This window comes from Lentzea albidocapillata subsp. violacea, from assembly GCF_900100275.1.
Classification (GTDB): domain Bacteria; phylum Actinomycetota; class Actinomycetes; order Mycobacteriales; family Pseudonocardiaceae; genus Lentzea; species Lentzea violacea.
The window spans coordinates 476,654-499,570 of sequence record NZ_FNET01000003.1; the positions used below are offsets into that span (position 1 = coordinate 476,654).

21 protein-coding genes are annotated in these 22,917 nt (G+C 68.3%); 10 read left to right on the forward strand and 11 right to left on the reverse strand.

What is annotated here, in order from left to right; genetic code table 11:
- Positions 1-93 precede the first annotated feature (93 nt).
- From BLR21_RS10140 to BLR21_RS10165, 6 genes are read left to right on the forward strand one after another with little or no spacing between them, the layout of a single operon-like run.
- Positions 94-684: a nucleotidyltransferase family protein gene (locus BLR21_RS10140; RefSeq protein ID WP_090005535.1), complete on the forward strand. Its 591-nt coding sequence runs from the start codon at positions 94-96 to the stop codon at positions 682-684.
- Positions 647-895 (forward strand): BON domain-containing protein, encoded by a 249-nt coding sequence (locus BLR21_RS10145; RefSeq protein WP_030476731.1) that lies wholly within the window; start codon positions 647-649, stop codon positions 893-895. The genes BLR21_RS10140 and BLR21_RS10145 overlap by 38 nt, the downstream gene beginning before the upstream one ends.
- Complete coding sequence (locus BLR21_RS10150; RefSeq protein ID WP_176929559.1) at positions 892-1,614, forward strand: metallophosphoesterase family protein; 723 nt, start codon at positions 892-894, stop codon at positions 1,612-1,614. The genes BLR21_RS10145 and BLR21_RS10150 overlap by 4 nt, the downstream gene beginning before the upstream one ends.
- Positions 1,611-3,368 carry a thiamine pyrophosphate-requiring protein gene (locus BLR21_RS10155; RefSeq protein WP_090005536.1) on the forward strand — a complete coding sequence of 586 codons (1,758 nt, stop codon included), beginning with the start codon at positions 1,611-1,613 and terminating at the stop codon, positions 3,366-3,368. The genes BLR21_RS10150 and BLR21_RS10155 overlap by 4 nt, the downstream gene beginning before the upstream one ends.
- On the forward strand, positions 3,365-4,315 hold the full coding sequence (locus tag BLR21_RS10160; RefSeq protein ID WP_090005537.1) for a TIGR03557 family F420-dependent LLM class oxidoreductase: 951 nt from the start codon (positions 3,365-3,367) through the stop codon (positions 4,313-4,315). Before BLR21_RS10155 ends, BLR21_RS10160 begins: the two co-directional genes overlap by 4 nt.
- Positions 4,316-4,342: 27 nt before the next feature.
- On the forward strand, positions 4,343-5,008 hold the full coding sequence (locus tag BLR21_RS10165) for a DUF6766 family protein (RefSeq protein WP_090005538.1): 666 nt from the start codon (positions 4,343-4,345) through the stop codon (positions 5,006-5,008).
- 88 nt (positions 5,009-5,096) lie between these two features.
- Here the strand turns inward: BLR21_RS10165 and tuf are convergent, their stop codons facing one another.
- Entirely contained in the window at positions 5,097-6,278 is a 1,182-nt protein-coding gene (tuf, locus tag BLR21_RS10170) for an elongation factor Tu (RefSeq protein WP_090005539.1), read from the reverse strand.
- Positions 6,279-6,627: 349 nt separating this feature from the next.
- Here tuf and BLR21_RS10175 point away from each other — a divergent pair, with 349 nt between their 5' ends.
- Positions 6,628-7,011 (forward strand): STAS domain-containing protein, encoded by a 384-nt coding sequence (locus BLR21_RS10175; protein ID WP_176929560.1) that lies wholly within the window; start codon positions 6,628-6,630, stop codon positions 7,009-7,011.
- A 3-nt stretch (positions 7,012-7,014) separates the two neighbouring features.
- On the opposite strand, the gene BLR21_RS10180 is transcribed toward BLR21_RS10175, so the two are convergent.
- The 7 genes from BLR21_RS10180 to BLR21_RS10205 all read right to left on the reverse strand — a co-directional run bounded on the left by BLR21_RS10180 (position 7,015) and on the right by BLR21_RS10205 (position 14,666).
- The gene (locus tag BLR21_RS10180) at positions 7,015-8,163 is read right to left on the reverse strand and encodes a glycosyltransferase (RefSeq protein ID WP_090005541.1); all 1,149 of its coding nucleotides are present in this window, start codon (positions 8,161-8,163) and stop codon (positions 7,015-7,017) included.
- Positions 8,164-8,184: 21 nt separating this feature from the next.
- Positions 8,185-8,379, reverse strand: coding sequence for a nucleotide disphospho-sugar-binding domain-containing protein (locus BLR21_RS44650; RefSeq protein ID WP_420843867.1), 195 nt, complete (start codon positions 8,377-8,379; stop codon positions 8,185-8,187).
- Positions 8,295-9,260, reverse strand: a complete 966-nt coding sequence (locus BLR21_RS10185) for a glycosyltransferase (RefSeq protein ID WP_218130824.1) — start codon at positions 9,258-9,260, stop codon at positions 8,295-8,297. Before BLR21_RS10185 ends, BLR21_RS44650 begins: the two co-directional genes overlap by 85 nt.
- A 123-nt stretch (positions 9,261-9,383) precedes the next feature.
- The gene (locus BLR21_RS10190) at positions 9,384-10,304 is read right to left on the reverse strand and encodes a hypothetical protein (RefSeq protein ID WP_090005542.1); all 921 of its coding nucleotides are present in this window, start codon (positions 10,302-10,304) and stop codon (positions 9,384-9,386) included.
- Between the two features lie 137 nt (positions 10,305-10,441).
- The gene (locus BLR21_RS44385; RefSeq protein WP_090005543.1) at positions 10,442-13,201 is read right to left on the reverse strand and encodes a helix-turn-helix transcriptional regulator; all 2,760 of its coding nucleotides are present in this window, start codon (positions 13,199-13,201) and stop codon (positions 10,442-10,444) included.
- Positions 13,202-13,287: 86 nt separating this feature from the next.
- Positions 13,288-14,163 (reverse strand): LCP family protein, encoded by an 876-nt coding sequence (locus tag BLR21_RS10200; protein ID WP_090005544.1) that lies wholly within the window; start codon positions 14,161-14,163, stop codon positions 13,288-13,290.
- Positions 14,160-14,666, reverse strand: a complete 507-nt coding sequence (locus tag BLR21_RS10205) for a SigE family RNA polymerase sigma factor (RefSeq protein ID WP_090005545.1) — start codon at positions 14,664-14,666, stop codon at positions 14,160-14,162. Before BLR21_RS10205 ends, BLR21_RS10200 begins: the two co-directional genes overlap by 4 nt.
- A gap of 162 nt (positions 14,667-14,828) precedes the next feature.
- Between BLR21_RS10205 and BLR21_RS43665 the strand changes: the two genes are divergently transcribed.
- The 3 genes from BLR21_RS43665 (at position 14,829) to BLR21_RS10220 (ending at position 18,662) form a co-directional block, all read left to right on the forward strand.
- Positions 14,829-16,442, forward strand: a complete 1,614-nt coding sequence (locus BLR21_RS43665; protein ID WP_256334595.1) for a PI-PLC domain-containing protein — start codon at positions 14,829-14,831, stop codon at positions 16,440-16,442.
- An 86-nt stretch (positions 16,443-16,528) separates the two neighbouring features.
- Entirely contained in the window at positions 16,529-17,524 is a 996-nt protein-coding gene (locus BLR21_RS10215) for a DNA cytosine methyltransferase (RefSeq protein ID WP_090005546.1), read from the forward strand.
- Positions 17,525-17,561: 37 nt separating this feature from the next.
- Complete coding sequence (locus BLR21_RS10220; protein ID WP_090005547.1) at positions 17,562-18,662, forward strand: DNA cytosine methyltransferase; 1,101 nt, start codon at positions 17,562-17,564, stop codon at positions 18,660-18,662.
- 16 nt (positions 18,663-18,678) lie between these two features.
- On the opposite strand, the gene BLR21_RS10225 is transcribed toward BLR21_RS10220, so the two are convergent.
- Genes BLR21_RS10225 through BLR21_RS10235 form a run of 3 tightly spaced genes read right to left on the reverse strand, consistent with a single transcriptional unit; the run spans position 18,679 to position 22,636 of the window.
- Entirely contained in the window at positions 18,679-19,563 is an 885-nt protein-coding gene (locus tag BLR21_RS10225) for a DUF6339 family protein (RefSeq protein WP_090005548.1), read from the reverse strand.
- Positions 19,560-20,540: a hypothetical protein gene (locus BLR21_RS10230; RefSeq protein WP_090005549.1), complete on the reverse strand. Its 981-nt coding sequence runs from the start codon at positions 20,538-20,540 to the stop codon at positions 19,560-19,562. Before BLR21_RS10230 ends, BLR21_RS10225 begins: the two co-directional genes overlap by 4 nt.
- The gene (locus BLR21_RS10235; RefSeq protein WP_090005550.1) at positions 20,537-22,636 is read right to left on the reverse strand and encodes a helix-turn-helix domain-containing protein; all 2,100 of its coding nucleotides are present in this window, start codon (positions 22,634-22,636) and stop codon (positions 20,537-20,539) included. Before BLR21_RS10235 ends, BLR21_RS10230 begins: the two co-directional genes overlap by 4 nt.
- Positions 22,637-22,917 lie beyond the last annotated feature (281 nt).

Sequence of the window (22,917 nt, forward strand, 5' to 3'; positions counted from 1 at the left end):
GAGGCGTGCCGCGAGGTCAGCGACACGGAGACCCACGCGCGACTCGCCACCGACTGAGGTTCACGCCCCTGATCGGCGGGTAGCCCGGAGTGCATGAGCGGACTGCAGGACAAGCTGCTGCGGACGTTGGTCAAGGTTGCCAACGCTCTACGCGGCGCGGAGATCCCCTTCGCGCTGACCGGCGGCTGTGCGGGCTACGCGCGTGGAGGGCCGGCGACTGAGCACGACGTCGATCTTCTCGTGCGCCCGGAGGACGCCACGGAGGCCGTGCGCGTGCTGGTGAAGCGCGGGCTTCGCGCCGCCGAACCGCCGGAGGACTGGCTGCTCAAGGTCTACGACGGGGACTCGCTGGTGGATCTGCTGTTCCGGCCGAACGAGCGCATCGTCACCGACGAGACCCTCGCGATGGCCGAGGAGATGCCGGTCGGTTCGGTGATGCTGCCGGTGATGCCGGCGACGTTCGTGCTGACCAGCAAGCTGCTCGTGCTGGACGGCCACCGGTGCGACTTCAGCGAGCTGCTGCCGTTCGCCAGAGCGCTGCGCGAACAGATCGACTGGGAGCAGGTGCGCGAGGAGACCAAGGAGTCGCCTTACGCCGAAGCGTTCCTGATGCTCATCGAACGCCTGGACATCATCGGGAGAGGCCATGAGTTCCGAGCAGTACCTGGCGGCAAATCTGCGTAGGGCGGTCGCCGAGGACCCGCGGACCGCCGAACTCGGCGTGCGCGTCACCGTGCGCGGCGACCACGTGATGCTCTCCGGAGACGTCGCCTGCGCCGAACGCCGGGCCGCACTGGAGGAGGTCCTGCACGAGGCCGCCCCCGAGCTGACGATCTTCAACGACGTGCGCGTGACACCTGCGGGCGAACCGGAGGGTGAGGAGGACCTGCGATGATCCGAGTCGCAGCGGTCGGGGACATCCACCTCGGCGAGGACATGCGCGGGCACCTCCGGCCGGCGTTGGAGAAGGTCGGCGAGCACGCGGACATCCTGCTGCTGGCCGGTGACCTGACCCGGCACGGCACGGTCGTCGAGGCTGAGGTGGTCGCGGACGAGTTCGCGGACCTGCCGGTGCCCGTGGTCGCCGTGCTGGGCAACCACGACCATCACGACGACAAGCCGCTCGAAGTCACCAAGACGTTGCAGGACAAGGGCATCCACGTGCTGGAGGGCACGACGTTCACCCATCGGGTCAACGGCTGCTCAATTGGCATCGCGGGTGTGAAGGGGTTCGGCGGCGGGTTCGCGGGCAAGTGCGGGAGCGCGTTCGGCGAGCGCGAGATGAAGGCGTTCATCCAGCACACCTGCGACATCGCGGAGAACCTCGAACAGGCCCTGTCCGAACTGGACACCGACATCAAGGTCGCGCTGACGCACTACGCGCCCGTGCCGGACACGTTGCGCGGCGAACCGCCGGAGATCTACCCGTTCCTCGGCTCGTACCTGCTCGGCGAAGCCATCGACGCGACGGGCACGCATCTCGCCGTGCACGGTCACGCGCACTTCGGTACCGAGCAGGGCATCACGCCGGGCGGTGTGCGGGTCCGCAACGTCGCGCAGCCGATCATCCGCTCCGCCTACACGGTCTACGTACTGGAAGGGAACGCCTCATGACCGTCGGGGACTTCGTCGTCCAACGCCTGCGCGACTGGGGTGTGCAGCAGGTGTTCGCGTATCCCGGCGACGGCATCAACGGGATCGTGGCGGCGTTCGGCAAGGCGGACAACGACCCCAGGTTCATCCAGACCCGCCACGAGGAGATGGCCGCGTTCGCCGCGGTCGGCTTCGCGAAGTTCAGCGGCGAAGTCGGCGTGTGCCTGGCCACCAGCGGTCCCGGCGCGATCCACCTGCTCAACGGGTTGTACGACGCGAAGCTCGACCACGTGCCGGTCGTCGCGATCGTCGGCCAGACCGCCCGCACCGCTCAGGGCGGCAGCTACCAGCAGGAAGTCGACCTGCACTCGTTGTTCCGCGACGTGGCCTCGTACCTGGTCGACGTGACGGTGCCCGAGCAACTGCCGAACGCGCTGGACCGGGCGATGCGCACCGCCGCCGCCGACCGCGCACCGGCCGTGCTGATCATCCCGAACGACGTGCAGGAGCAGGAGTACGCCGCGCCCAAGCACGAGTTCAAGTACATCCCGTCGAGCCCGCCGTCCCGTCCGGTGTCGTACGTCGTGCCGGCCCTCGACGACATCCGGCGCGCGGCCGAGGTGCTGAACAGCGGCGAGAAGGTCGCGATCCTGATCGGGCAGGGCGCCCGCGACGCCGCCGAGGAGGTGCGCGCGGCCGCCGACCTGCTCGGTGCCGGCGTCGCGAAGGCGTTGCTGGGCAAGGACGTGCTGCCGGACGACCTGCCTTACGTCACGGGGTCGATCGGACTGCTCGGCACCAGGCCGTCCTACGAGCTGATGCGGGACTGCGACCGGTTGCTGATCGTCGGATCGAACTTCCCGTACTCGCAGTTCCTGCCGCAGTACGGCAAAGCGCGCGGAGTGCAGATCGACCTCGACGGCCGCGCGATCGGCATGCGCTACCCGACGGAGGTCAACCTCGTCGGCGACGCGCGGGAGACGTTGCGGGCGCTGACCCCGTTGCTGGACAACAAGACCGACCGCTCCTGGCGGGAGACTGTCGAGGCGAACGTCGAGCGCTGGTGGGACGTCGTCGAACGGCAGGCGCAGGTACCGGCCGATCCCGTCAACCCGATGCGGATCGTCTCCGAGCTCTCGAAACGCCTGCCCCACAACGCGATCGTCACGGCGGACTCCGGTTCCGCGACGAACTGGTACGCGCGGCTGCTCAAGATCCGCGGGAACGTGCGGTCCTCGCTGTCCGGCACGCTCGCCACCATGGGTTGCGCCGTCCCGTACGCGCTGGGTGCCGCTTTCGCGCAACCGAACAGGCCGTTGATCGCGTTGGTCGGCGACGGCGCGATGCAGATGAATGGCATGGCGGAGTTGCTGACACTGCGGCGATACGGCATCCGTTGCGTCGTGTGCGTGTTCCACAACAACGACCTCAACCAGGTCACGTGGGAGCTGCGCGCGATGGGCGGCGCGCCGAAGTTCGAGGAGTCGCAGACGCTTCCGGACATCTCGTACGCAGCCTTCGCCCGGTCGATCGGCCTGCACGGCATCGAGATCAACGACCCCGCGCAGCTCGGCACGGCGTGGGAGACGGCGCTCGCGTTCGACGGCACGACCGTCCTCGACGTGCACTGCGATCCGAACGTGCCGCCGATCCCGCCCCACGCGACGTTCGAACAGATCAAGGACATGACCGAGGCGGTGCTGCGTGGCGACCCGGACGCCTGGCAGTTCATGACGCGTGGCCTCAAGACCAAGATCCAGGAGTTGCTGCCGTGAAACTGGGCTATTTCCTCTCTTCAGAAGAACACGGACCGCGCGAGCTGGTCAGGAACGCGAAGATGGCCGAGGAGCACGGCTTCGAGTCGCTGTGGATCTCGGACCACTACCACCCGTGGAACGACGAGCAGGGCCAGTCACCGTTCGTCTGGGGCACGATCGGCGCGCTGTCCGAGACCGTGTCGCTGCCCATCACCACGGCCGTGACCTGCCCGACCGTCCGCATCCACCCGGCCGTCATCGCACAGGCCGCCGCCACCGCGGCCGTCCAGACCGAAGGTCGGTTCGTGCTCGGCGTCGGCAGCGGCGAGGCCCTGAACGAACACGTGCTGGGCGACCGCTGGCCGTCCGCCGACGTGCGGCTCGAGATGCTGGAGGAGGCCATCGGCCTCATCCGCACGCTGCACCAGGGCGACGAGGTCACCCACCACGGCAAGCACTACACAGTCGAGAACGCCCGCGTCTACACCGTGCCCGAACGCCCGGTGCCGATCTACGTCTCCGCGTTCGGCCCGAAGGCGGTCCGGCTCGCGGCCCGCTGCGGCGACGGCTACGTCAGCGTCGGCCCGGCCGGTGACCTGGTGGAGAAGTACCGCGCCGAGGGCGGCCGCGGCCCGGCGCAGAGCGGGCTGAAGGTCTGTTACGCGGCGTCCGAGGAGGACGCGGTGGCGACCGCTCACCGGGTGTGGCCCAACGACGGCCTGCCCGGCGAGCTGGCCCAGGTGCTGCCGACGCCCAAGCACTTCGAACAGGCGTCGGAGCTGGTCACGCCCGAGATGATCGCGAAGTCGATCCCGTGCGGCCCGGATCCGGAGAAGTACGCGGAGAAGGTCAAGGAGTTCGCCGAGGCCGGGTTCGACGAGCTCCACGTGCAGCAGATCGGGCCGCAGCAGCAGGAGTTCTTCGAGTTCTGGGCCAAGGAAGTCGTGCCGTTGATCGATGTTTAGACCCAGGTGCGCCGGGCACCCGGTCCTATGAGGAGATTCCTGCGCGAGCACAGCCTGACGCTCGTTTTCAGCGGGCTCTTCCTCGCCGCGCTGGTCGGACAGCTCTTCGCCGGCCATGCCGACTACAACGAGCGTCAGGCCGCGTTGGGGCAGCCGTTGCTGACCCTGGGGACGTACCTGTTCTCCGCCGACTTCCTGGTCGACGTCGTGGAGAACTGGCAGTCCGAGTACCTGCAGTTCTTCCTGTACGTCACGGCGACCGTCTGGCTGATCCAGAAGGGATCGCCCGAGTCCAAGCCGGCCGGCAAGGTCGGCAAGGGGACCGACAAGGACCAGCAGGTCGGCCGGTACGCCGACGAGTCGTCGCCGAAGTGGGCTCGCGCCGGTGGCTGGCGCACCGCGGTGTTCTCGAAGTCGCTCGGCCTCGCGATGCTGGTCCTGTTCCTGTTCTCCTGGACCCTGCAGTGGGTCGCCGGCTGGTACGCCAGCAACTCCGACCCGCTGGCCGAGAAGATGGGGCTGTTCGCCTACTTCCTCTCCGCCGACTTCTGGAACCGGTCGCTGCAGAACTGGCAGTCCGAGTTCCTCGCGATCGCGTCGATGGCGATCCTCAGCGTCTACCTGCGGCAGCGCGGGTCGCCCGAGTCGAAGCCGGTCGGCACCGCGCACTCCGTGAGCGACGAGACGGGCTAGCTGGCCTTACGAAAGCGCGGCAGGACAAGGCTGTCCTGCCGCGCTCTCCAAGGCAGCGCGACCACCTTCGCGGGTCGTCGCCGCCGCCCTAGGCGAGGATCTCGCCGACCGTGCCGGCACCCACGGTCTTGCCGCCCTCGCGGATCGCGAAGCCCAGTCCGGTGTCCATCGCCACCGCCTTGCCCAGCTCCACCGTGACCTCGACGGTGTCACCTGGCAGGGCCAGCGTCCTGTCGAGCTCCACCACGCCGACGACGTCGCCGGTGCGGAAGTGGAACTGCGGGCGGTAGTTCGACGCGATACCCGTGTGCCTGCCGCCCTCGGCATGCGAGAGCAGGTACACGGACGCGCGGAACCGGGTGTGCGGCGCGACGCTGCCGGGCAGGGCCAGGACCTGGCCGCGCCGGACGTCACCGCGCTTCACCCCGCGCAGCAGGATCGCGGCGTTGTCACCCGCCTGGGCCTGCTGCATGGGCTTGCCGAACGTCTCGATGCCGGTGGCCACGGACGACACGGAGTCGCCCAGGCCGAGCACCTCGACCTGGTCGCCGAGGCCGAGCACGCCACGCTCGACCGCGCCGGTCACGACGGTGCCTCGGCCGGTGATGGTCAGGACGTTCTCGATCGGCATCAGGAACGCGCCACTCAGGTCCCGCTCGGGCACCGGCACGTGCGAGTCCACGGCGTCGAGCAACGACACCACCGACCGCATCCACTCCGGGTCGCCCTGCAGCGCGCGCAGGCCGGAGACCCGCACGACCGGGGTGGCGTCGCCGTCGAAGCCGTACTGCGAGAGCAGGTCACGGATCTCCAGCTCCACCAGGTCGAGCAGCTCCGGGTCGCTCACCGCGTCGGCCTTGTTCAGCGCCACCACCACGTACGGCACGCCCACGCGGTGCGCCAGCACCACGTGTTCGCGCGTCTGCGGCATCGTGCCGTCCTCCGCGGACACCACGAGGATCGCGCCGTCCAGCTGCGCCGCCCCCGTGATCATGTTCTTCACGTAGTCGGCGTGGCCGGGCATGTCGACGTGCGCGTAGTGACGCGTCGGCGTCTCGTACTCGACGTGCGCGATGTTGATCGTGATGCCGCGGGCCAGCTCCTCGGGCGCCCGGTCGATCCGGTCGAACGCCGTGAAGGTGGTGCCCGAAGGGTCCATTTCGGACAGAACCTTGGTGATGGCCGCGGTCAGCGTGGTCTTGCCGTGGTCGACGTGCCCCATGGTGCCGATGTTGAGGTGCGGCTTGGCACGCACGAACTCTTGCTTCATTGCCCTATGTCCCTCAGGAGTCACAGCTGGAGGTTCAGAACCGATGGACCGCTGCCACCCTCCTCCAGTGGTCCTGAAGGATGGACTGGAGAAGGGTCAGAGTCGGGCGCCGGCCAGCTGAGCCGAGGCGACGGCGAGCGCGCCCGCAGGAACACCTGCGAACGTGTTGTGCTCAGCCGTCAGGAACATGCGGTGATCGTGACAGCGCGGCTGGAGCGTTGTCACCTGGTTTTCCGCGGGCGGGTAGGTTGTGGTGGGGAAGCAACGGCCGTAACGTCGGGGATGTAGCCGGGTTCAGCAGCGTGCTCGGAGTCAGAGTCCCATGCGCTGCGGCCACCGGGGAGTGCTGGTGAACGAGGAACAGTTCAAGGAATCATCGCTGCTCACAGTGCGTACCGCCGAGGTGGCCGGGCTGATGGTCGTCGCAGTCGAAGGTGAGATCGACGTCGACACCGCCGACGACGTGTTGACCGCCGTTCGTCTCGGGTTCGCCGCCGACGGGCCCGCTCTGATCGCCGATCTCACGCTGGTCAGCTTCTTCGGCTCCACCGGCATCTCGACGTTGATCTCGGCCCACGAACTGGCCGAGGAGCACGGCAAGAAGCTTCACATCGTCGCCCCGCAGCGCGCCGTCCGCAGACCGCTGCAGGTCACGGGAGTGGCCGACGTCCTCTCGCTGTACGACTCCGTCGAGGAGGCGGTCTCGGCGTTGAAACCGGTGCCCAGCGAGTAGGGCCTAAGCACCGGCCAGGCCGACCAGCTTCGGCACTACCTCGTCCGGGGACGGCATGGCGGCGATCTCCGCTGCGATACCGGCGTTCGCGGCTCGAACATCGTTGTCCCGCAACAACTTCCGTGCGACCTCCTGCACCGCGTCCGCCGTGAAGTCCGCACCGACGAGCCGGCAGCCCAGCCCGGTGTCCGTGACGATCTCGGCGTTGCGGAACTGGTCGGCACCCTGCGGCAGCACGAGCTGAGGCAGACCACGCGTCATCGCGGCGACCGTGGTGCCGGCGCCACCGTGGTGCACGACGAGATCTGCGTGCGCGAGCAGATCCGCCTGGGGCACCCACGGGAGCACGTGCACGTTGCCCGGTACGCCGGTCAGCACGGACGGGTCGACCTGCGGTCCGGTCGCGACCAGCACCTCGGCGTCGACGCCGGACAGCCCGGCGATCGCGGTGCGCAGCACGTCCGGGTTCGAGAACGCGGTGCCGAACGTCAGGTAGACCAGCGGCCTCTCGTGTGCCACGACCCAATCGGGCAAATCGCCCGGTTCGGCGAACGGAACCGGCCGCATCGGAATTCGATCCACGTCCGCCAGAAAGTCCAGATCCTGCAAAGACGGCGGGAAGACGTCCAGATACGTCGATCCGAGTCCGTAATGGTGCCCATTGGGCAGCGTGATACCGAGTTCGGCGACGTACTCCAGAAGGAGGTCGCTCATTGCCTCCGGAACGAGGGTTTCGTCCATCTTGCCGAATCCGTGGCAGACCGCCGGAATCCCGGCGCGCATCGCGGCGAGACCCGCGCCGGGGTTGATGAGCTCGAAGACGACGACGTCGGGCTTGTCCCGTTCGAGCACCGGTTCCAGATCGTTCACGAAGGCCCTGGGCAGCAACGACCCGAAGGCGTCCACGGCGGTCTGCCGCAGCATGTCCCGGCGGAACCCGGCCGTGCCGTGCAGCGCGTTCGCCTGGCGGAACGCGTCCCAGATGCCGATGCCCGCGTCGACCACCGTGAACCCGAGCTTTCCCACGGTCGGGTGGAATCCCGGGTCGACGGCGTAGAGAACGTCGTGTCCTTGCGCTCGCGCGGCGATCGCGAGCGGAAGTATCGGATAAACGTGTCCGTGCGAGCCTAAGCTCGAGAAGAGAATGCGCACCCGGCCAGATTAGGTGCTGTTCTATTGAATCGGGAGACTTTCCCAGCGTTCGACCACCTCGCCGGGTGACGGCATCGCCGCCATCTCGGCGCGCACCTCGCCGGCGGCCCGCTGCAGCTTCGAGTCCTCGATCAGCCGGGTGAGCAGCGCCGCCGTGACCTCACGCGGCTCGGCCCGCAACCCTGCTCCACGCCCGGTGATCGCCGTCGCATGCACGGTCCGGTCGCCGGGTCCTGGCTCGACCAGCTGAGGCACCCCGGCCGCGAGCGGCCGAGCACCGTGCCCGCCCCACCGTGGTGCACGATCCCGTCGCAGAACGGCAGCACCTGCGGAATCGGCACCCACCCGACCGTGCGGACGTTGCCCGGCAGTCCCTCGGTCCGGTCCGGGCGGACCAGCACGAACTCGGCGTCCACCTGACCGGCCGCCCTGACCACGGCCGCCATCATCCGCCCGGCGCCGGGACCGGGCGCGGTGCTGCGGCTGACCAGGATGCGCGGCGTGCCGGACGGTTCCGCGAGCCACCGCGGCACTTCGCCGTAGCCGCTGTACGGCACGAACCGCATCCGCTCACCGCCGGGGAACTCCGCGAGCGACGGCGGCGCGGTGCGCAGAACCGTTGCGGGAGAACGCACTTCGGCCTTCATGCGCGCGCCGACCGCAGCCGTCAGCACCAGCCCGTCGAACAGCGACACGTCGTGGACGATCGACGGCACCCCCAGCGCCGACCCGGCGGCGGCGAGCGGTTCGTGCACCACGACGTCCGGGCGCCACCCGCCGGCGAACGTCCGCAGCGGCTCGGTCATCGCGTCGCCGACCGTGCCGAACAACCGCGACACGAAGTCGAGCCGGCCGCTGCCCCGCAGCTCCCTCTTGGCCACCAGCGGATGCGCGAGCATGATGCGCAGCGCGATCGGTCCGAATCGGACGCGGGACGGCACCACGTCCTCGACCCGCAGGCCGGAGTCGCGGACCCGCAGCGCCTCGCCGCCCGTCGCGACCACGACCTCGTGACCCGCCTCGCGCAACGCCAGGGCCAGCGGCATCAACGGGAACACATGACCCAGGAGGGGAGCGGCGACCACGAGAACACGCATGAATCCAGGCTAACCGCATGCGCTGGGTGCCTCGATGCGTTCCCGATCGCGGCTGTGCATGGAACCAGGCTATGGCGAAGGGGCCGCACCCTTGAAGAGTGCGGCCCCGGTCTTGCGGAAGAACTACTTGGCCATGTCGAACCAGTTGAAGCCCTCGACCATCTGACGGGTGGTGTCGCTGACGTAGCGCGGACCGGTGAGCTCCCAGCGCGTCACCGTGCGGTAGGTGCCCGGCTCCAGCGACTCGTCCGCGCGGGTGTTCTCGTCGTCCTTGACCGGGATGTACTCCTTGATGGACTTCTTGGCCAGGGTGACGTCGAGCGACTCGTACGCGGACTGCGTGTAGAGGTAGTTGCCCTCACCGCTGTCGAGCGCACGGCCCGGGTCGGCCAGCTTCAGCTTGATCGTGCTGCCGTTGAACGAACCGGTCGCGGACACGACGGTGACGATGTGGCCACCGCTGCGCTGCAACGAACCCGTGGTGGGACCGGCCTTGTAGCGGCCGTACACGAGCTGCAGCGGGCCCTCGTTGAGCTTCTTCGCGAGCTCACCGGCGAAGTCGGCGTTGTTGTGGGTGCTCGTGACACCCGTGGAGGTGGTCCAGCCGGCGTTGCGGGCGGGCTGGGTGGCGATGTCCCACGCCTTGCGCAGGTTGGTGAGGTTGGTGCCACCGTCGTACTGGGCGTGGTTGCCGATCAGCCCGATCGAGTTGGTGATGACGCTGAAGTCGGCCGGGTCCTTCGGGTTGAGGTTGCCGACCTTGGTGGTAAACCAGCCGACCGGGGCGTCCTTCTCGTGACCCCAGTAGTGCAGGACGTTGTAGAGCGACGCGGGGCCGCAGTAGGCGCCGCCGTTGTTCTCCAGGCCGGCGCGGTGCTGATCCACGTCGCTGACGCCGCACTTCTTGACGTTGAAGTCCGCGCCCGCCAGGTCGGAGGCGCCGACGCACGGCGGCGGCGTGCCGATGATCGGGTCGGCCACCGCGGTGGCGGGAGCGACGACGGCGGTGAGAGCGGCGGCGGCGATCAGAGCGTTGCGGATCATTTCGGTGTCCCCTTCTTGTGTTTCCCTGTGGTGACACAAGATTCGCCGAGGTGGACCCCCAAGCGCATGAGGGGAGATCCCTCAACCCTCCAACCGGAAAGATGGGTGTATCAGGGACACCCCCACGTCGCTCTGCCTTAGGCAAGGACGCGTGCGAGATCCCTGCGACCTGCGATTCCGAGCTTCGTGTAGATCCGGCCGAGGTGGTTCTCGACGGTCTTGGGCGTCACGAACAGCTCCTGCGCGATCTCCCTGTTCGCCCGGCCCACCGCCGCCAGGTCGGCCACCCGCCGTTCGGACGCCGTCAGCGCCTCCGACCCCAGCACCACCTGCCGTCGTGGCCGGTCGCCGAGGGCTTCCAACGCCTCCACCGCGCGGGTCTGCAGCACCGCCGAACCGCAGTCGCCCGCCAGTTCGATCGCCCTGTGCAACGGCTCCCGCGCATCGGTCCGCCGCCGCGCCACCCTGAGGGCCTCGCCCAGGTCGACCAGCGAGCGGGCGAGTTCCAGGCGCGACGGCGAGGCCTCCAGCACGGTCACGGACTCGGTCAGCAGCGCCAGCCGTGAGTCCGCGTCGGCGTTCGAGAGCAACCGCAGAGCCGCGCCGACCTCGGTGGCCGCGCCCCACTTGCGGGCCACCTCCAGTTGCTCGGTGGCCAGTTCCAGCGCGAGTTCCTGCTGGTTGAGCAGCAACGCCGCGCGCGCGGCCGGCCCGCGCCACGGGATCGTGGGCGGATCGACGTGCACCTGGTGCATCGCGTCGCGCTGGCGGTAAGCCTCGGACATCGCGCGCCGTGCGTCGCCCTCGGCCAGTGCGATCAACGCGCGCACCTCGTGCAACCAGATCATCGGCATGGTCAGCCGGGCATCGGCGTGTGCACCCTCGAACGCGCCGATGAACGCGGACGCCGCCGCGACGTCACCTCGTTCGAGCGCCGCGTAGACCGCGAAGTGCGTCGAGGTCGCGCGCAGGCTGATCACCTCGGACACCGGGTCCTCGAGCGCGACGGCGGCCAGCGCGCCCTCGGCCTCCGCCTCGACGGCCTGCATGTTGCCGCAGCGCCAGTTCAGGAACAGCGACGCGTTCGCCACCATCGCGAACTCGATCGGCGACCCGTGGGCCCGCACCTTCAGCCTGGCCCGTTCGATCTCGTGCCGTGCGGTGCCCACGCCGTCCGCCGCCATCAGCGCGAGCAGCGCCACGAGCCACGCGACCATCGCATCCGTGCTGCCCGTCGCGTCGTCGAGGTACGCACCGTTCGCGAGCGCGCGCGTCGCGGTCGCGGCGACTTCGTCGTGCGGCCAGACCTCGTAGCGGCCCATCTGGGCGAGCAGACCGAGCAGCGTGCGTTCGTCCGGGGTGCTGCCCGCGAGGCCGGAGTAGCCGCTGAGGTGCGCGGACGCGATCTGGCGCTGGTCGGGGAGGAACGAGCGGAACACCGCCAGCCGTGCCTCCAGGTGCAGGCGCGACTCGCCGTCCGGACGGGCTTCGATGGCCTCGGTGAGTTCCGCGATCGCGGCGGCAGGGCCTTCGAGAGCTGCCGTCGCCGAGGCCGCGGCCGCCACCAGTTCCGCGTCCGGAAGTCCCTGCGCCGCGGCCTTCAGGTGCCGGTGGGCGTTGACCGCGTCGCCGAGCCGCAGCAACGCGCGCCCGAGTTCCGCACGCAGTCCGGCGTCGGTGGGCCGCTCGTCCACCGCTCGTGCCAGATGCCCTGCGGCAGTGCGCGGATCGCCGGCCGAGAGCAACGTCGCCGCGGCTTTCCTCAGCACGTCCGCGGCGTTCGGCAACGTCCCTTTGGGAGCGTGGACGAGGTGTGCGGCCACGCGATCAGCCGGTGCGTGCGCCTCCTGCAACGACTTCGCGGCGCGTGCGTGCAACGAGGCGCGCGCGATCGGCCCGAGACCGGTCAGCACCGCCTCGCGCACAACGGGATGCACGAACTCCAGGTACTCGCCGGTGGTCAGCACGTTCGCCGCCGTCAACGCCTCCGCCGCGGCCGGGAGATCGGTGACCTCCGCCAGTTCCGCGGCCTGCCACGGATCGGCGTGCGTGCCGAGCACGGCGACCGCGCCGGCGAGCTTGACCGCCGGTGCCGGCAGGCGCCCGAGCGTGGCGCGGAAGACGGTGCTGGGGCCGAGCGTGCCGACCTTTCCTGCCGTCGCGGCGTCGTCCAGCGGCAGCCCGAGCGCCGCGAGCTCGTCGACCAGGACGCCGGACAGGAACGGGTTCCCGCCGCTGGCCGCGTGCAGGGCGGTGATCACCTCGGGGTGCCCGCCGACGAGCGCGCTGAGCGCGTCCGTGGTGAGCGGACGCGGCAGCAGGCGGTCGGCGGACACGCTGAGCTGCGCGAGCGGCCCGAAGTTGTCCATCGGCGGCCTGGTCGCGACGACCAGCGCGATCGGCAGGTCCGCGATCCGGCGCGACAGGTAGACGAGGAACTGCAGCGACGAGTGGTCCGCCCAGTGCGCGTCGTCTACCGTGATCAGCAGCGGCCGGGTGGACGAGAGGTCCACCGCGACCCACCACAACGAGTGCAGCGTGCGGGCGAGCTCGGCCTGGCTCGGGTCGAGCGCGGCGTCGTCCAGTGCCTTCAGCGCCGCCCCGGACGGCCCGGCGAGGATCTTCTCGCGCAGCTCGCCGGAGTACCGCGACACCGACCGTTCGACCATCTGCCGGACGACGCCCCACGCCATCGCGCTCTCCATGGCGTCGCCGACAGCCTGCAACCGCCCGAATCCGCGCTCCTTGGCCAGCTCGCGGCACTCGTGCACGAGCCTGGTCTTGCCTATGCCCGCACGGCCCTCGATGACGACGACGCGACCCTCACCACGGGTGGCTGCGTCCAGAGCTTCACGAATGTGCGCGATCTCGGAGTCACGTTCAAGTGGTTCGCGCACGAATTGATCGTAGCGGCCGTCCCGCGCGCTACATGCAGATCATCGGCTGCGCAGAAGGGCGACTTGATGCTCCATTGGAGTGATCGTCAGTCCACGCAACCCAGGGGGCCCTTGTTCGACTCAGGGGCGCCGGACTCGGGAGCCTGCCCGCTCGGGTTCGCGGCGGTGCTCTCGAACGTCTTCGTCCGGATCTTGACCGGTCCCTGGAACCTCTGGGCGAACTCCAGCACGTCCCAGCCGGCGTCGACCTGGACCGACCTGCTCACCTCACGGGCCAGCGCGACCGCGTTGTCCTTGGTGAGCTTCGCGGCGATCCCGGCGAGGAACGCCTGGTGGCGCGCGATCCGGTCCAGGTCACCGCGGGGCAGGTTGAGGCGCTGACGCAGGAACGCGAGCGCCTGGTCGCCCGTCAGGGTGTGCTTGCCGGCGAGGAAGTTCGCGCCGCTGTACGGGTCGTTCGCCGCCGATTTCAGGCAGACCTCGACGCCGCCGACGGCCTGCGAGATCTTGCCGAAGTCGGCCATCTTGATCACGGCGTGGTGATCGGCCCTGGTCCCGGTCAGCTTCTCGACGGCCTCGACGACCTTCGCCGGGGACTCCAGCTGGCTGAGCCTGGTCGACTGGTACGTGAGCTCCCGGGACAGCGAGAGGGCGTCGACCGAGCCGTCTTCGCCGAAGCGCGCGAGGACGATCGCGTCGGCGCGGTTGTGGTCGTCGGTGCCGAGCAGCAGCACGCTCTGCGCGGGCGTCGTCTGCGCCGCCATCGGCGCCGCCTCGGTCTTCTTGATCGTCGCCGGGATGATCACGGCGGCGGCCGCGGCGGCAGCCGTCAGCGTCGCGACGCCGACGATCAGCCCGAGCGGCTTGCGCTTCCTGGCCTTGTGCAGGTTGGCCATGACGGTCCGGGAGTCGACGCGCTCCTCGGCCTCAGCGGCGATGGCCTGACGGATCAGTTCGTTCATGAGTGCACCCCCAGGGTGGCGGATCGGGCGAGTTCGTGAGTGCGCAGCGTCTGCAGCGCGCGGGAGAGTTGGCTGCGCACGGTCGATTCCGTGCACGCGAGCACCTGTGCGATCTCCGCGTCGCTGCAGTCCTCGTAGAACCGCAGCACCAACGCCGCACGTTGCTTGCGCGGCAGGATGGCGATCCGTGCGCGCATGGCCTCGCGTTCGGCGTGCGCGTCAGCCGGATCGGCCATCGACGGCACGTGCCTTGCGAGCTCACCGCGTTCCACGGCGATCTCCCGCGCGGCCCTGCGGTGCCGCCACGACAGGTAGTCGTTGGTCACCATGCGCTTCACGTAGAGATAGGGCGCGTCCATCGCCCCGATGCGTTCCCACTTGCCCTGCGCGCGCATGAGCACGTTCTGCACGATGTCCTGCGCCAGGTGTTTGTCGCAGGTGATGGCTGTGGCGTACCCCAACAGCCGGTCCAGGCGATCAGCCACGAACTGGTCGAACCCCACGCCGCCCCCTTCTCGTCCTTGGTCGTTTGCGGTGTGGGAAACCCCCTTCACCCCTCGATCCGCTGCATCGGCTTTTGTGGCCCGGCTCACAGATGTCTCGGTTTGGACGGATTTCGAAGTGAAGTCTTTTCATGTTCACGTCCATGGTCGAGCCTTCACCTCATGCGCATCATCCCTGTGCTCGCGCTGTTGTCGCTGCTGCTCGTCCCCGTGGACGCGGCCGCCGCTCCCAACGGCAACTACTACCTGCAAAGCGCCGTGACCGGCCAGAACGCCGCCGTCTCCGGCTCGTCCGTGGTCCAGCACCGCCCCAAGGGCAACGAGGACCGCCAGCAGTTCTCCTGGAACGGCAGCACTTTGGCAGAGGGCGGTCTGTGCCTCGGCCGATCCGGTGACGCTGCCCAGATGGTCAGTTGCTCCAGCGCCGAGGCCAAGTGGGTCGGCCTCCTCGACGACCAGGACAGATACCGCTTCAAGGACCCCGGCGCCGACCGCTACCTGATCGCGTCCGGCACCGACCAGATCCGCGTCGGCACCGGCAACGACAGGTGGTTCCTCACCCCGGTCAACCCGGTCCGCGTCCAGCCCCCGGCCGATCCACGCCTGGACGAGATGACGTTCCTGACCTCCCACAACGCCTACGCGAACGGCGTCGACGGCGGCTTCATGTTCGCCAACATCGCCCCGAACCAGTCCCGCGGCATCGTGCAGCAGCTCAACGACGGCGTCCGCGGCTTCATGCTCGACATCCACCAGACCCCCGACGGCGCGATCCTCTGCCACAACAGCTGCACGGCCGTCAGCAGGCCAGTGGCGTTGAACGTCGACATCCAGCGCATCGTCGACTTCCTCAAGGCCCGCCCCACCGAGATCGTCACGGTGTTCCTCGAGGACTACGTCTCCGCCGACGTCCTGCGCAACGAACTCGCCCGCGTCCAGGGCCTGGGCGACGTCCTGTTCCGCGCCGAGGGCGTCCGGGAGAACGGCTGGCCGACGTTGTCGCAGATGAGGGCCTCCGGCAAGCGTTTGCTCATCTTCACCGACCACAGCCGCGACGGCCGCGAGAACTCCGGCGTCCTCTACCAGAGGGACTGGACCGTCGAGAACTACTGGTCGATGGGCTCCGGAACCGGCACCTCAGACTGGTCCTGCTACTCCCGCTGGGGCGAGAAGCCACTCACCGCAACCGAAACCGGCTTCCGCCCGCTGTTCGTGATGAACCACTTCCGCGACGTCCCGATGCAGGGCACCGTCGCCACCGACAACTCCAAGCTCGTCAACAGGGCCCAGCGCTTCTGCGAACCCGCCGCCCGCAAGACCCCGAACTACCTGGCCGTCGACTTCTACCACCTCAACACGCCGTCACTCCCGGCAGAACGCCACCCGTCCGGCGCCGGATCCGTCGCGCTGTCGGCCACCCCGACCCTCTGCCTGGACAACGACAAGGGCGGCACCGCCAACGGCAACCCAGTCCAGATCTGGGGCTGCAACAACACCTACGCGCAGAAGTGGCGCGTCGTCGCCGACGGCACCATCGCCATCGCCGGCAAGTGTCTCGACGTCGACAACGGCGGCACCACCAACGGCACGAGCGTTCAGCTGTGGGAGTGCAACGGCACGGGCGCGCAGCAGTGGCGCGTGCGGTCGGACGGCTCCGCGCAGAACCCGCAGTCGGGGCTGTGCCTGGACAACCCCGGTGCGTCGACCACTCCCGGTACGCGCCTGAACATCTGGAGTTGCAACGGTTCCGCGGCCCAGGCCTGGAAGTTCCGCTAGACCTTGAGGTGTGCAACTCGATCCCTCCGACTTCGTTTGGGGTTACTCTCAATTCCAAACGGAGTCAGAGGGGGCTTGGGCGCGAAATGGTGAAAGCGGAGAAACGCTTCTCCTCGCTGGACGTCTGCGCAGGAGCCGGGGGGCTTGCGCTGGGGTTGGAGCAGGCCGGGTTCGACCCGGTGCTGTTGATCGACAACCGGGACGTTGCCTGCGAAACGCTCCGTGTGAACCGTCCGCACTGGCACGTGCTCGAGATGGACCTGATGGAGTTCGTGCCGGATGACTATCCGCAGGTCTATGACGTGGATCTGCTGTCAGCAGGCCTGCCCAGGGTGCAGGCGTCGGCAACGGCCACCCGCAGGCACGGCAGCGAGGCCGAACTCGAACTGCTCAAAGCGACGATCATGCTCGTTCCCGGGGTGCAGCCACGTGCCCTGGTGGTGGAGAACGTTCCCGACCTCGCGGTCAAACCCGGGTATGAGTCCATCAGGGACTTTGTGGCGGAAGAACTCGGGCATCTCGGTTATCGCCATCGCTGGTTCGTTCTGAACGCTGCCGACCACGGCGTGGCGCAGAGTCGCGAACAGGGAATCCTCGTGGCGTTCAAAGGCGACGCGATGGATTTCTTCGAAGAGCCCGCTCCGTCGTTGGAGCCGTTTGTGACCGTCGGCGATGCGTTGCGCGAGTCGATGAGCGCCCGTGGATGGCAGCAGGCGGAGGAATGGGCGAAGCAGGCCGACAAGCTGGCGCCGACCTTGGTGGGAGGGTCGTGGAAGCGCGGTGGACCAGACCTCGGGCCGACGGGTTCGAAGAGGGCTTGGGCGAAGATGGGCGTGGACGGCGGAACCCTGGCCGACGACGTACCTGGACCTGACTTCGATTGGAACCCCGGGGCGGGGAGGGCCGGCATGGTCAAGCTCACCGTCGAACAAGCCGCCACTTTGCAGGGATTCCCGGCGCAATGGCAGATCGCCGGCAGGAAAACGGTCAGGTACCGACAGATCGGACACGCATCGCCGCCACCGGTGGGGCAAGCGCTGGGACAGTCGATTCGGGCAGCTCTGGCACGAAGCAGTGCCTGATTCCGGTCGCAGCCGCTGCGCGATAAACTCCGACCCCATGAACTCTGTGCGGCCATCGCTGTTCTCGTCTGCGCAGATGGTCGACCTGTTCGCCGGCCCCGGCGGACTCGATGTCGCCGCGCACTGGCTCGGCCTGAAGGTCGCGGGCGTCGAGTGGGACCGAGACGCCTGCACGACTCGGAACGCGGCTCATCTCGTCACGGAGTTCGCGGACGTCCGTGAGTTCGCACCGACGAGCTTTCCCGACGCGACTGTGCTCACCGGCGGACCGCCGTGCCAGACCTACACGGTCGCGGGTGGCGGTGCCGGGAGGCGCGCCTTGGACCAGGTGCTTGAGTTCCTGCAGCGCATGGTCAACGGCGAGGACGTCATGGACAAGCTGGCCAACATGCACGGTGATGCGGATCCGCGTACGGGGCTGGTGCTCGAACCATTGCGCTGGGTGCTGGCCGCCCACCGCGGCGGAAAGCCTTACGAGGCCATCGTGTTGGAGCAGGTGCCTGCCGTCCTTCCGGTGTGGGAGGAGTACGAGAAGGCGTTGCGCAACCTCGGGTACGACGTGGACACCGGCATCCTGCACACCGAGGAGTTCGGCGTTCCGCAGACCCGGCGGCGGGCGATCCTCATCGCTCGCCTGAACGGCGAAGCCAAGCTGCCGACTCCCACGCACCGTCGCTATCGCAAGGGCAAGTCGAAGGACGAGGGTGACCAGAAGCTCTTGCCCTGGGTGTCCATGGCGGAAGCACTGAGCAGGAAAGACAAGTTCGTCGTCGTCTCCAACTACGGCACCGGCGGTGTGCCCGAGGCGCGAGGCAGAAGACGGTCCGACGAACCGTCCGCGACTGTCACGGGCAAGATCGACCGGAACAAGCTGTACCCCGACGACACTCTCACGGCAACGCCGACGAGGTTCGAGAAGGACGAGTACGGCAGGCTGCAGACCTTCCCCAAGAACTACCCCTGGTCGGGAAGGCACATCCCGCAGCAAGTGGGCAACGCCATCCCGCCCAGGCTCGCGACTCACATCCTCGCTGCCGCACTCGGACTGAAGTTCGAAGCCGACGACCTCGATCGTGCTGTTCGGTCGAACTGGGATCCTTACCCGGCCAAGCCTCTGGTGCCCACGACCAAGGCCTGACTGACGTCCCACAAGGTCACTCTTCCTCGTCTGTGGAGGAGTGCTTGCCGCGCTTGCGAAGCGGTGCTTCTTCCAGCAACTGGGTGAACAGCGGCAGCAACGCGCTGATGGCACGCTCGCTGACTTTGCCGTCGTCCGGAGCTTCGGGAAGTCGGTCCCACGGCACGGGAGGCATGCTTGCTGACTCGTCCACCCAGTCCTGTACGGCGTCGTGGTCCGGTGCCTCGTCCGGAGCGAAGACGTCGTACAACAGCGTGCTGCCGGCGGCGTTCACCGCAGATGACAGGGCATTCACGCGGACGCCCAGGTCCGGAGTGTTCGCGTTCCGCAGCTCCTCCAGCAGGCGGAGGATGGTGTGCGCGGTCGGGCGGTGATCGATCACGTCGAGCCGCATGGTGGTGTTGAGAACGTCCTGGAAGCCGCAGGCGAACTCGGCCGGTCGGTAGTCGTAGCCGTCGCGGAACAGTTCGGCGGCCCACCACAGCCGGGAGAAGGCCTGCGTGTAGTGCGGTCCGCTGAATCGGGCGGCAGGCACGATCTCACCGCCTTTGTGTCGCCACACGACGTAGTCCGGTGCCGTGATCATCGCCAGGAAGTTCCACCGACGACTGTCAGCGGCCTCGGTGCGCGTCATGCGCAGCGTCGCGTGTAGACGAGGAGCGAGCCAAGCGTCCGCACGGGACGGTCGGCCGGTGAACCTGTTCATCGCCTCGTCAAGCAGCTCGCGCACCGGCTCGACGTTCCATCGCGCTTCTGCCGGTTCGGGCTGCACCGCGGCTTTGCGGAGCGCGACCAGCGGTGGGCTTTCCTGTCCTGTCTGCATTCCTCTTGTGAGGAACTTGGCGATCGCGGCGTCGGGGAGAAGCCCGATCGTGTTCACCGCGGTGTCCGGACTGTTCACTGACTCCCGCCCCTCGCGACGCTGTTCACCGACCGTGTTGCCACGGCCAGCTTCTTGGTCATCTGACTGCGTCTGCCTGCGGCGTACTGCACGCTCGTCTGCAACTCGGACCAACCGAAACCCTTGGTGCGACGCTCGTTGATGTCGAACAGCGCGTCGGTGAGCTGCCGTCCCGGCAGGACGTCGGGCAGCATCATCTGCAGGACCGGTTCGCGCCAGCCGCCCGGCATCTGGGGTGTGCCGTCCTCATCCAGGTCCAGATCGCTGATCGCCGTGTGGAACATCGCCGTCCAGGCATCCTGAGCGATCTGACTCGACGTCATCTCGCGGAGCAGCTTCTCCTCTGCACTGCCTCCCTTGCCGTGCAAGACCTCGACCAGACCTTCGACGGCGCTGGTGTTCAGGTACACGGTCGGAATCTCACCGGTGGTCTCCACGATCCACGGTGCCTCCTTGAAGGGCCGCAACCACTCCAGGTCGCCTTCCCGGAAGTCGATCTCGACGATCTCGATCTCGCGCTGGCGCACCGGCGTCGTCACCTTCAGGTCGACGAACCAGTCCCGTTCAGCGGTACCGATGACGCGGCCCGGCAGGTTGTCGAGCGTGGCCGCCACGGTCAAGCTGAGCGATGCGCGATTGAGATGGTTGTTGCGCACCAACTCGATCCGCCCCTGCCAGCTGCCGTCCTGTACACGCGTCAGACGGCCACTCGTCCTGGCGTTCGTGGCCTTCTCGGTGAGTACCGCGAGGCAGACCGCGTCAGTCCACGGACCGTCGGCGAGCTCCTGTTCGGGCAGTGCAGCCCTGATGTGCAGTACGGCGACATCCCACTTGTCGCGGCCGGTCTGGTGCAACGCGACCGTCTGCTCGGCTTTCGACACGTGCGTGTACGGCAGTGGCGAGCCGTCCACCGTCACGGCGGTCACCTCGAAGCTCACGTCACCGAACAGCGTCGGGTACGGAAACGCCGCCTTCACCTGGCACCTCCCCGTGCCTTCTGGACGTCGACGAGCAGACGGGACAGCTTGCCGCGTACGGGATGGCTGGCCGGGTCGGTGACGCCGGCGAACGAAGCCGAGCGCGTACCGGCGGGGATCACCAGATTGCCGTTCTCGACCTGACAGTTGTCGGCTGCGGTGAGCAGACTCCACTCGACGGCCGGTCTGCCGCCGGATCGCACGTCGAACTTCGCCACCGGCGTCAGCAACCAGGAGTCCTCCGCTTCCGGCAGCTTCAGGTCGACATCGACGTGCCAGGCTCCGGTGTCGTCGAGACGGGCGTTGATGCTGCGGACCGTCGGCACGCCCTGGGCACGCCGCGTGCCGGTGGACACACCACCCGAGTTCAGGCGCAGCAGTTCCTGCAACACCGCCGGGCCGCCGCGAGTGACGGTTTCCCGACGCCCCACCAGTTCTCGGACCGCCCGGTCGATCTCCTCCTTGAAGTCGTCGATGCGACTCAACGCACCGCGGCGGTACAGGGACGTGAGCTCTTCCGTGCGGTCCCACTTGTTGTGCTCGGGAGGTTCGGACGCCCGGAGGAAGTCCTCGGCGAGCTGGACGTCGTCACCGTCGTTCTCGGTCGCGTGGCCGGCGAGCAGCACCGCCTGGAACGAGTCGGTGCCCAGCGGAAGCTCGCGCGGGCGACGCTCCATGATTGTCATCCGGTTGCCCCGCATGCACACGACACGGTTCTTCCGCTCTTCATCGTCGGTCGCCGTCAGCAACAGGACCGCGCGGTGTTCGGTGCCTTTGCCCTCGACGCGCGGCGCGTTCAGCAGCGGCGTCACGAACAGCGGCACGTCGGTCTGCGCGACCTGGTCGCCGGACGTCCGTTCGGGGACTGTGTCGTTGTCCAGGTATGCCTTCAGCGCCCGGCTGAGCGCCGGATGCCTGCTGTAGGGGTCGACCCGCTGTTCGGGCACCAGGACCTGGCCGTTGCGCATCGTCGTGACCCGCGCGTCGAGCAACGCGCCTGCGCGTTGTCCGCCGACCATGGCCGCCCAGAAGCCGTCGGCGAGCGAACGGACGAGCTTCTCGTGCATGTCCTGCAGGGACGCCGCGTCACCGGAGGCGTCGTACGCGCCGACGATCAGGAACGACGTACCGGCGTCGGAATGGGGACGTTCCAAGTGCAGATCGCGAACGGTCTCCTCGTCGGCCCACCAGGACCTCGACACCTTGGGATGCTCCAGGGAGGTGTCGGGTTCTCCGAACCAGGCCGGGCCCGCGTACGCCTCGTCGTCCACCGTCCGCCACGGCAGGTCGAGCCTGCCGATGACCCGGCGCTCGGTGCGGCCCTCGTGCGGTTCGGAGAGCGTCGAGTTCATCATGACCAGACCGAACTTGCTGGTCGCCCAGAGCGTGACCTTGCCCAGTCCGTACGAGCCACCCGCGCGCCTGCTCGACTCCTTGTGACTGTCCAGCTGCCTGCGCACCACCGCGGCGAAGCGTCCGTCGCTGTACTCGGGGCCGGTCAGGCCGGCGGCGTTGTAGTCGTCGACCCGCAGCAGCAGAGTGGTCCTCGTACGGTCGAGCTCCTCCAGGGCCGCTTTCAGACTGCGCGAAACCTTCTGGTTCTTGCCGGCGGCGGCGTCGTAGTGCTCGCGGAGTTCGTTCCACCGCAGAGTGTCGAGGAACTTGTCGAGATGCGGGCCACTGATCTCGTGCAACGTGTAGTGGACCTGCACGGGCCTGGTCAGGTCGTGACGTTCGTCCAGCGAGTTCTGGGTGGCCTCGCGGGCGAGCACGGACAGGTCCGCGTTGAAGGCGAAAGCGGCGGCGTTTCCGTACTCGCGTCCCCCGTCCGCGTGGGCAGGCCGGTGGTGCCAGGTGAGAGGGAGGTTGGTCGAGACGTCCGACGTGCGGTTGGTGACGGCTTCCGGATCGATGCCGAGGATCTCGGCGATCATCCGCTTGTGCTCGTCGCGCGGCTCCGCCCGTCCGACGATCCACGCGGACACCGCCGCGCGCGTGATTCCGAGGCGCTTGGCGAGCTCCGCCTGAGAGATCGTGGCTCGGCGGAGCTGCCGCCCGAGCCAGGGGCCGAACGCCTCGCCCTGCTCAACGCTCATCAGCCGTCGTTGCCTTCCGTCGTTGCTGGTACTGCCCCTATGTGAGGGGGCACCGCCCACTGTAGCAGTGTCAATTGACACTCGCCCGGATGTCAACTTATGCTTAAGCCTGCCACCGGGTGATCCAGCCTATGGCCTGAGTGCGACCGTGCGCTCCTGACTCTCTACACGCACCGCGGGGCCGCCCGCGCACTGGAGGAGACCCGGCCAGCAAGCCGATCCAACTTAACGAGTAACGCTCCTGGTCTGACTCACGACGTTGAGTCGACTCGATTTTTCGT